This is a genomic window from Halorubrum tibetense (genome assembly GCF_042661865.1).
In the GTDB taxonomy this organism is placed as follows: Archaea; Halobacteriota; Halobacteria; order Halobacteriales; family Haloferacaceae; genus Halorubrum; species Halorubrum tibetense.
The window spans coordinates 1-8978 of the sequence record NZ_JBHSWW010000126.1; the positions used below are offsets into that span (position 1 = coordinate 1).

The following is an 8978-nucleotide window of genomic DNA, read 5'->3' on the forward strand; positions in this document are numbered from 1 at the left end:
CGCCCGCCGTGTCGCCGTCGGCGTCCGGCGGGAGCGGCAGCTCGGCGTCCAGGAACAGCGGACGGTCCTCGCGGACGTAGCGGAACCCCTCCGGCGTCGACTTCTCGCGCCGCGCCTCGATCTCGATCCGACCGTCGTCGAAGCGTACCTCCGTGGTCTCCGCGGCCGCTCCGGGGAGGTCGACGAGGAGGACGTACTCGTCGTCGGACTCGAGCAGATCCGCAAACACCGCGTCCGGGAGGTCCCGGAGCGCATCGCGTAACGCTGACATACCGATCAGTACGGCGGCCGCGGCGAAAAACCTGTGGTCCCCGGCCCCTCTCGGTCAGGTCGACCCCGCTCGCGACGAGCGACCACCGCCCACCACCCGCGACCGCCACGCGCTCAGTCGTCGCGGCGGTCGTTCGGCTCCCGGGCCTCCCGCGATTCGGTCAACCGCTGGTTCACGTCCTGCCCGGTCGACTCACCCGGCAGGATGTCGCCTAACGCGGCCCCGAACGCGGCGGCCGCCCAGATCACCGTGACGCGACCGATCGCCTCCACGGTCGTCGGATCCCCCTCGAACAGCCGCCCCCAGAGCGTCATCGTCCCCACGGCGACGAGGAGCGAGATGACCAACACCGCGACCAGTCGTCGCGGCAGGAAGCCGAGTATCGGACTCTCGTCCTGAAGGTCACGGAAGTCAGCGTAGTACAACAGTCCCCACGTCATGACCAACACGAAGAGGACGTTCGCGACGAGGAACACGGGAACGCCGCCGACGAGCGCGCTCGCGAACCACTCGGCGATGTCGAAGACGCCGTCCTCGACGAGCAGCGGCAACGAGAGGAGGATCCCGCCCACGAACGACTCGGCGATATCCCGGGTCGTGTACTTCGTGATCCGCCTGGTGAACGCCTCGCTTCCGGGCATCCGCTCCACGAGCGAGATGGTCTGTCGCACCTTCTCCCGCTCGTGTGGGTCGTCGACGGTATCTTTCAGCGCGTCGAGTTTGGTCAATAGGTCGTTGATATCCGGGTTCTCTCCCCCGGGAAGCGACGCGACGTCGACGGCGTCCTCCGCGTTCGGTCCGGTGTCGGATCCCGACCGACCCCCCGGTTCCACGGCGTCCCCGCGGTCGTCCCTACTCATGGCCGGGTCGTCACGCCCCCCAGTGAAAAAACTGTACGACGGGAGGGAGGGACGCGGATCCGCGTCTCAGCATCGGTCGAGAAACTCGGCGAGCACCGCGTTGAACGCGGTCGGCTCCTCGAGCATCGCGAGGTGGGCCGCGTCGGCGACGGTCGCACGCTCGCAGTCGGGGATCCGGTCGGCGAGGTAGTCGTGGTACGAGGGCGGCGTGAGCGTGTCGTGTTCGCCGACGACGGCGAGCGCGAGGGTCGCGACCTCATCGAGCCGGTCGCGGACATCGAACCGGTGACACGTCCGGAAGTCGCGCTCGGTTACGGCCCGGCCACAGGCCCGCATCGTCGCCATCGAGAGCTCGACGTACTCGTCGGGCGCATCGTGAAACAGTCGGTCGGGCTCGTGGAGGGTCGACACCGCCCGGTCGAAGTCGTTCGCGAGCGCGTCCAAGAGGGGTTCGGCCACCGCGAGCTTCGCCCCGGTGCCCGCGAGGACGAGGCCGTCGAGGGGGAGGTCGCGTTCGAGCGCGACCCAGAGGGCGACGGCCCCACCGAGCGAGTTCCCGCAGAGCACGGTCGCACCCGTCTCCTCGGCGACGGCGACGACGTCGTCGGCGTACGCGTCGAGGGTTTCGATCCCCGGCTCCGTACGCACGTCGTCGCTTTCGCCGTGCCCCGATAGATCGGGCGCGACGACGGGAAATCGGTCGCTCAAGCGGCTCTGTGCCTTCCAACCGTCGCTCGTCCCGCCGCTCCCGTGGATACAACAGACGGTCGGTCCGTCGCCGCCGCGGTCCGACTCCCGGTAGGCGGTCTCGCGACCGTGATGGCGCGTTCGGTGCATACGCCCGCCTCCCGCGCGAGAGTATATAAGAACTGCCGACCGGACTGCCGGGAGTTCGGTGACCCTCGACGACCCGCCGTGGTCCGCCGACGCTGTCGTCCCGACGACCTGAACCGCAATACAACCGCTATCCGAACGAAATCGTCACGTCATGCGATCTTTCACAAAACATTTAAATACTCTCGGACCTAACTTGTAGTTAGGATGACTACCAAACTGACCCGATCGACCGGCGAGGCCGCGTTGGTCCGCCGCTACGAGTACGAGGACGGGTGGGTCGTCGCCGCCGACTCGTCGGCGGCGACGACGAGGCGATCACCGTCGACACCGTCGGCCACACCGCGATCGTCGTGATTGAGGGCGACGGCGAGCCGGTCGAATCGGAGTTCGAGCTCCCCGGCCCGGCCGCCACCGCGTCGGTGACGAACGGCGTCTTGACCATCGAGGGTGACCGATGAAGCTCACGATCAAGCCGCTGAAACAGAAGGACGCGGGTCGCCGGCTCGCGGCGATAGACCGCGTTGCGGCCGAGGAGCTCGACCTCTCCGGCGGCGACTTCATCCGTGTCGAGGGCCCGAGCGGTGCGGCTATCGCCCGCGTCTGGCCCGGCTACCCGGAGGACGACGGCTCCGGCGTGATCCGCATCGACGGGAAGCTCCGTCAGGAGGCGAACGTCGGGATCGACGACCGCGTGACCGTCGAGTCCGTCGAGGTACACACCGCCGACCGCGTCACGATCGCTTTGCCCCAGCGGCTCGGCGTCCGCGGGAACGTCGGCCGGTTCATCCGCGACAAGCTCGCCGGCCAGCCGATCACGGAGGGACAGACCGTCCGCATCCCGTTCGGTTTCGGGTTGATGGGCGGCGGCGGTCAGGGACAGGCGGTACCGGTGAAGATCGCCGAGACCGATCCCTCAGGCACCGTCGTCGTCACCGACGCGACGGAGGTCACGATCTCCGAGAAACCCGCGGAGGAGATCGTCAGCGGCTCCGAGGCACACGGCGGCCCGGACGGCACCGGCGAGGGCCCCGACGTCACCTACGAGGACATCGGCGGGCTCGACGACGAGCTCGAACAGGTCCGCGAGATGATCGAGCTCCCGATGCGGCACCCGGAGCTGTTCAAGCGGCTCGGCATCGACCCGCCGAAGGGCGTGCTGCTGCACGGCCCGCCGGGCACCGGGAAGACGCTGATCGCGAAGGCGGTCGCCAACGAGATCGACGCCAGCTTCCACACGATCTCCGGTCCGGAGATCATGTCGAAGTACTACGGCGAGAGCGAGGAACAGCTCCGTGACGTGTTCGAGGAGGCTACCGAGGAGGCCCCCGCGATCGTGTTCATGGACGAGCTCGACTCGATCGCCCCCAAACGCGAGGAGGCCGGGGGCGACGTCGAGCGGCGCGTCGTGGCCCAGCTGCTCTCGTTGATGGACGGGTTGGAGGACCGCGGCGAGGTCGTCGTCATCGGTGCGACCAACCGCGTCGACGCCATCGACCCCGCGCTCCGCCGCGGCGGCCGCTTCGACCGCGAGATCGAGGTCGGCGTCCCCGACCGCGACGGCCGCAAGGAGATCCTGCAGGTCCACACGCGGAACATGCCGCTCGTCGACGGGATCGACCTCGACGAGTACGCGGAGAACACCCACGGGTTCGTCGGGGCCGACCTCGAATCGCTGGCGAAGGAGTCCGCGATGCACGCGCTGCGGCGGATCCGCCCCGAGCTCGACCTCGAAAGCGACGAGATCGACGCCGACGTGTTGAACAGCATCCAAGTCACCGAGACGGACTTCAAGCAGGCCATGAAGGGGATCGAGCCCTCCGCGCTGCGCGAGGTGTTCGTCGAGGTCCCGGACGTCACGTGGGACCAGGTCGGCGGCTTGGAGGACACCAAAGAGCGGCTTCGCGAGACGATCCAGTGGCCGCTCGAGTACCCCGAGGTGTTCGACGAGCTCGACATGCAGGCCGCGAAGGGCGTCCTGATGTACGGCCCGCCGGGCACGGGGAAGACGCTGCTCGCGAAGGCGGTCGCCAACGAGGCGGAGTCGAACTTCATCTCGATCAAGGGGCCCGAACTGTTGAACAAGTTCGTGGGCGAGTCCGAGAAGGGCGTCCGCGAGGTGTTCAGTAAGGCCCGGGAGAACGCGCCGACGATCGTGTTCTTCGACGAGATCGACTCGATCGCGACCGAGCGTGGCGGCAACACGAACGACTCCGGCGTCGGCGAGCGGGTCGTCTCCCAGCTGCTGACGGAGCTCGACGGGCTCGAATCGCTGGAGGACGTGGTCGTCATCGCGACGACGAACCGTCCGGACCTCATCGACTCGGCGCTGCTCCGCCCCGGCCGGCTGGACCGGCACGTTCACGTGCCCGTTCCCGACGAGGAGGCGCGGCGGAAGATCCTCGAGGTCCACACGCGGAACAAGCCGTTGGCCGACGACGTCGACCTCGACGTGATCGCTCGAAAGACCGAAGGGTACGTCGGCGCGGACATCGAGGCGGTCGCCCGCGAAGCGTCGATGAACGCCTCCCGGGAGTTCATCGAGAGCGTGCCGCGCGAGGAGGTCGGCGAGTCCGTCGGCAACGTCCGCGTGACGATGGCACACTTCGAGGGTGCACTGGAGGAAGTGAACCCGAGCGTCACCCCCGAGACGCGCGAGCGGTACCAGGAGATCGAACGGCGGTTCCAGCGGTCCGACACCGACACCCCGGTGGAATCGGAGTTCGGCGCGTTCCAGTAACGCCCGACGCTCGGCCCGGATCGTAGTACGTTCCGGCCGTTAGATCAGCCCTGCTGCAGACAGCCCGAACGCCACCGCCACGACGACGACGGCGATGGTGATGAGCCGCCATGCGAGCGATAGGAGGAACTTCCCGACGACGATAACGACCGCGATGACGACCAGCGCGATCAGCAGCTGGCCCATCGGGTCACCGAGGACGCCGGCCTGCGCGAGCGCCCCGGGGATACCGGGAACACTCGCGTGAGCGGTAGCGATACCGGACGCGACGGCAGCGGCGAACGTGGTCATACCGGCACCCACGACGACGGTCGGTATAAGTCTGGGGGCATCTATTATATTTGGCTGATATGTTTACCTGGTCGTCGCGTTCTCCACTCCCGGCTCTTCGGTTGCGACGCCTCGGGTTCGGCGGCCACGACTGGGCATCTCCCTCGAGCCTAACCCCCCTTTGTTTCCGGTGGGAAACGGGCTGTGTCCCGCAGTTTTCTCACACCTGCTTCAGTTTCAGTGCGCTCCACCCATGCTTATGTGGACGGAGCGTGTTACGTTTATTCGAACCGTTTCCGCAGCCGCACACGCCGGACGACCGTTACATACGGGATCGAACATATACGCCCGCCGGGGCCCGGGACATCCGAAGACATCAAGGGCCCGCCTCGCGAGTACACCAACACTACAGATGACACATATTACACGCCAGCCGATCGGGGTGGTCGTCGAATGAGCAGCGACGGCGTCTCCGCGGACGAGCTCGAACTGCCGATCAAACGGACCACCGGCGAGACGATGGAGGAACGTCTCACCGGCAACGCCTACCACAATATCCTCCCTGCCCGCTATCTCCGGAAGAACGCGGACGGGGAACCCGTCGAGAGTCAGGAGGAGCTGTTCGACCGCGTCGCACGCAACGTCGCGCTCGCGGAAGCGGTCTTCGAGGCCGAGAAACGCGGCGTCGAGGTCACCGTCACGCCCGACCAGATCAAGCCGGATCACCCACGCCGTGACGAGCTCGCGGCGGAGGTGTTCGGCACTGGTGTCTCGACCGACGACGATGTCGAGACGGCGCTTTCGGCACACAACGTCAACAAGTTCGCGTACGAGACCGTCGTCCCCGAGCTGCCCGAGGGGGTCCGGGACCACGTCCAGTCGACCGCCGAAACGTTCCGTGAGGGGATGGAGCAGCTCTCCTTTATGCCGAACTCGCCGACGCTGATGAACGCCGGCGACGAGCTCCAGCAGCTCTCCGCCTGCTTCGTCGACTCCCCGGCCGACGACATCACCGACATCCACCAGACCGCCAAGGAGGCCGCGGAAGTGTTCCAGAGCGGCGGCGGGATGGGGTACGCGTTCTGGAAGCTCCGCCCCTACGGCGACGCCGTCGGCTCGACGGGCGGGATCGCCTCCGGGCCGATCACCTTTATGCGGACGTTCGACCAGATGTGTGAGACGATCGCCCAGGGCGGCGCGCGCCGCGGTGCCCAGATGGGCGTCATGCGCGTCTCGCACCCGGACGTCATCCAGTTCATCCACTCGAAGAACAAGGACGTCTCCCTTGCGCACTCGCTGCGCCTGAACGACCCCGACGACTTCACGCACAACTCCTTCGCGGACGCCTTAGAGGAGGCCCGCGACCTCATCGACGAGGACGGGAAGGTGCCCGAACACCTCCGGAACGCCGTCGAGGGACACCTCTCGAACTTCAACATCTCGGTCGGCGTCACCGACGACTTCATGGAGGCGCTGTACAACGACGAGGAGTTCACCTTCACCAACCCGCGGACGGAGGAACCCCACGTCGCGACGCCCGAGACGAAGGAGATCTACGAGATGTTCGGCCTCGGCGAGCACGTCGAGGTCGGCGAAGTGCTCTCGATCCCCGCACAGGAGCTGTGGGACGACATGATCGAGGGCGCTCACGAGAACGGCGAACCCGGCGTCATCTACCTCGAACGAGTGAACAAGGAACACTCGTTCGACGTGGAGGAGAACCCCGACCATCGGATCCTCGCGACGAACCCCTGCGGCGAGCAGCCGCTGGAGGAGTACGAGGCCTGTAACCTCGGTCACATCAACCTCTCGACGCTCGCGGCACAGGACGCGCCGGACTGGCGGGTCTGGTCCGCCGAACACGCCGACGAGTACGACTCACAGGAGGCGGCCATGTCGGCGTTCCTCGAGGAGGCGATCGACTTCCAGGAGTTCGACGAGCGGATCGACTACGGCACTCGCTTCCTCGAGAACGTGGTCACGATGTCGGACTTCCCGGTCGAGAAGATCGAACAGAAGGTCCGTGACATGCGGAAGATCGGGCTGGGTATCATGGGGCTTGCACAGCTGTACATCCAGCTCGGTATCCGGTACGGCACCGAGGAGGGCAACGAGGTCGCCCGCCAGCTGATGACCCACATCAACCACCAGTCGAAGCTGACCTCTCACGAGCTCGCCGAGGAGCGCGGCGTGTTCAACGACTGGGAGGAGTCGAAGTACGCGAACCCCACCGAGTACCGCGACTGGTTCGAACACTACACCGGGCTCGACGCCGACGAGTGGGCGGACGGGTTCCCGATCCGCAACCACAACACGACGACGATCGCGCCCACGGGCACGACGTCGATGATCGGCAACACGACGGGCGGCTGTGAGCCCATCTACAACGTCGCCTACTACAAGAACGTCTCCGACGACGTGCAGGGCGACGAGATGCTCGTCGAGTTCGACGATTACTTCCTGCGAACCTTAGAGGAGAACGACATCGATGTCGACGCGGTGAAGCGGGAGGCACAGGCGCAGATGGCCGAAAACGAGTTCGACGGCGTCGACGGCTTGGAGACGGTGCCGGACGCCATCGGCGAGCTCTTCGTCGTCACCGGCGACCTCTCGGGCAAACAGCACGCCGCGGTTCAGTGTGCCTGCCAGAAGGGTGTCGACTCCGCCATCTCGAAGACGTGCAACTTCCCGAACGACGCCACCGCCGAGGAGATGGAGGAGGTGTACCGTTACATCTACGACCACGGCGGGAAGGGCGTCACCGTCTACCGCGACGGCACCCGCTCGAAGCAGGTGTTGACGACGCGCGCGAAGAACACGGAGTTCGCGGACGAGACGGAGGCGGCCGAGACGATCGTCGAGCAGATCGGCGAGGTGTTCGGCGGTATCGAGGCGTTCCTCGACAACGAGGACGTCCAGGCCGCGATCGACACGGAGATCGCCGGGCTGCTCGAGTCCGCCGATCAGCCCGAGGTCGACTACACGGAGACGCGGCCGCGTCCCGACTCGCTGTCGGGCGTCACTCAGCGCGTCGAGACCGGCTACGGCAAGCTGTACGTGACGATCAACGAGGAGGAGAACGGCCGGCCGTTCGAGCTGTTCGCGAACATCGGCCACTCCGGCGGCTACACCAACTCCTTCACGGAAGCGCTCGCGAAGGTCATCTCGACGGCGCTCCGGTCGGGCGTCGATCCGGAGGAGATCGTCGACGAGCTACAGGGCACCCGGAGCCCCAAGGTCGCCTGGGACAAAGGCGAGCAGATCCAGTCGATCCCGGACGCGATCGGCACCGCGCTCCGGCGCTACCTCGACGACGAGATCGACAAGGGGATCCCCCAACAGCAGAGTCTCGACGACGTGAGCGACGCGACGACGGGGGCGGACGCCGAGACGACCGACGCGCCCGGACAGACCGACGGCGGGCCGACCGCCGTTGACACGGCGACCGACGCGCCCGCAGGGACCGAATCGACCGGTCCCGCCGAGAACGGGACGGGGACGGACGTCACCCAGGACCTCATCGCGGCCGGCGAGTCGCCGGAGTGTCCCGAGTGTGGCGGGATGAACCTCTACTACTCCGAGGGCTGCAAGACGTGCGAGTCGTGCGGCTGGTCGGAGTGTTAGAGTGACCTCCTCGCACGGTTGAACCCGTCGGGGATTCGGGTTCCGTTTTATTTTTTGCGGCGAAGAACTGCCGTTGTTCACTGCGTGTGCCTGTGACCACGTGACACGGGCTCGTTTGTGTCTGTACGCGTCAAATAGCCGTTTCGTCGAGCGTGTTTTGATCGATTGCGGGAGTGGGTATAACACGTTTGTGGAGTGGTAGTTTATAAGCGATAGAGTGGTGTTGCTGTCGGCTGTTTATATGCGATAGAGTGGTGCTGCGGTGACGGCCTCCAAAGCCCCAGCCGCTGCGGGCTGCGCACGCTCGCTGCGCTCCTCACTCGGTCGCTCACGGTGTTCGCTCCCTCGTTGCGGTGCTTGTGTCGCCTGCGCAGCCCGC

6 protein-coding genes and 1 pseudogene are annotated in these 8978 nt (G+C 66.4%); 3 read left to right on the forward strand and 4 right to left on the reverse strand.

Going from position 1 to position 8978, the window contains the following annotated elements; genetic code table 11:
• The 3 genes from ACFQEU_RS09345 to ACFQEU_RS09355 form a co-directional block, all read right to left on the reverse strand.
• Positions 1-271, reverse strand: a 271-nt coding sequence (locus tag ACFQEU_RS09345; RefSeq protein ID WP_379781479.1) for an Hsp20/alpha crystallin family protein, incomplete at its 3' end; no start/stop codon positions are given.
• Between the two features lie 113 nt (positions 272-384).
• Positions 385-1131, reverse strand: a complete 747-nt coding sequence (locus ACFQEU_RS09350) for a DUF2391 family protein (RefSeq protein WP_379781481.1) — start codon at positions 1129-1131, stop codon at positions 385-387.
• Positions 1132-1197: 66 nt separating this feature from the next.
• Positions 1198-1968, reverse strand: a complete 771-nt coding sequence (locus ACFQEU_RS09355) for an alpha/beta fold hydrolase (protein ID WP_379781483.1) — start codon at positions 1966-1968, stop codon at positions 1198-1200.
• A gap of 204 nt (positions 1969-2172) precedes the next feature.
• Between ACFQEU_RS09355 and ACFQEU_RS09360 the strand changes: the two are divergent.
• Positions 2173-2426, forward strand: a pseudogene (locus ACFQEU_RS09360) (Hsp20/alpha crystallin family protein).
• Complete coding sequence (locus ACFQEU_RS09365; RefSeq protein ID WP_379781484.1) at positions 2423-4705, forward strand: CDC48 family AAA ATPase; 2283 nt, start codon at positions 2423-2425, stop codon at positions 4703-4705. The pseudogene ACFQEU_RS09360 and the gene ACFQEU_RS09365 overlap by 4 nt, the downstream one beginning before the upstream one ends.
• Positions 4706-4744: 39 nt before the next feature.
• Here the strand turns inward: ACFQEU_RS09365 and ACFQEU_RS09370 are convergent, their stop codons facing one another.
• Positions 4745-4996: a hypothetical protein gene (locus tag ACFQEU_RS09370; RefSeq protein ID WP_379781486.1), complete on the reverse strand. Its 252-nt coding sequence runs from the start codon at positions 4994-4996 to the stop codon at positions 4745-4747.
• Between the two features lie 432 nt (positions 4997-5428).
• Between ACFQEU_RS09370 and ACFQEU_RS09375 the strand changes: the two genes are divergently transcribed.
• Positions 5429-8599: an adenosylcobalamin-dependent ribonucleoside-diphosphate reductase gene (locus ACFQEU_RS09375; protein WP_379781489.1), complete on the forward strand. Its 3171-nt coding sequence runs from the start codon at positions 5429-5431 to the stop codon at positions 8597-8599.
• The last annotated feature ends 379 nt before the right edge of the window (positions 8600-8978 follow it).

Excerpts from the sequence above, each read along its gene's own strand:
- ACFQEU_RS09350 (WP_379781481.1), bottom strand. The coding sequence starts at position 1,131 with ATGAGTAGGGACGACCGCGGGGACGCCGTGGAACCGGGGGGTCGGTCG.
- ACFQEU_RS09355 (WP_379781483.1), bottom strand. The coding sequence starts at position 1,968 with ATGCACCGAACGCGCCATCACGGTCGCGAGACCGCCTACCGGGAGTCG.
- ACFQEU_RS09365 (WP_379781484.1), top strand. The coding sequence starts at position 2,423 with ATGAAGCTCACGATCAAGCCGCTGAAACAGAAGGACGCGGGTCGCCGG.
- ACFQEU_RS09370 (WP_379781486.1), bottom strand. The coding sequence starts at position 4,996 with ATGACCACGTTCGCCGCTGCCGTCGCGTCCGGTATCGCTACCGCTCAC.
- ACFQEU_RS09375 (WP_379781489.1), top strand. The coding sequence starts at position 5,429 with ATGAGCAGCGACGGCGTCTCCGCGGACGAGCTCGAACTGCCGATCAAA.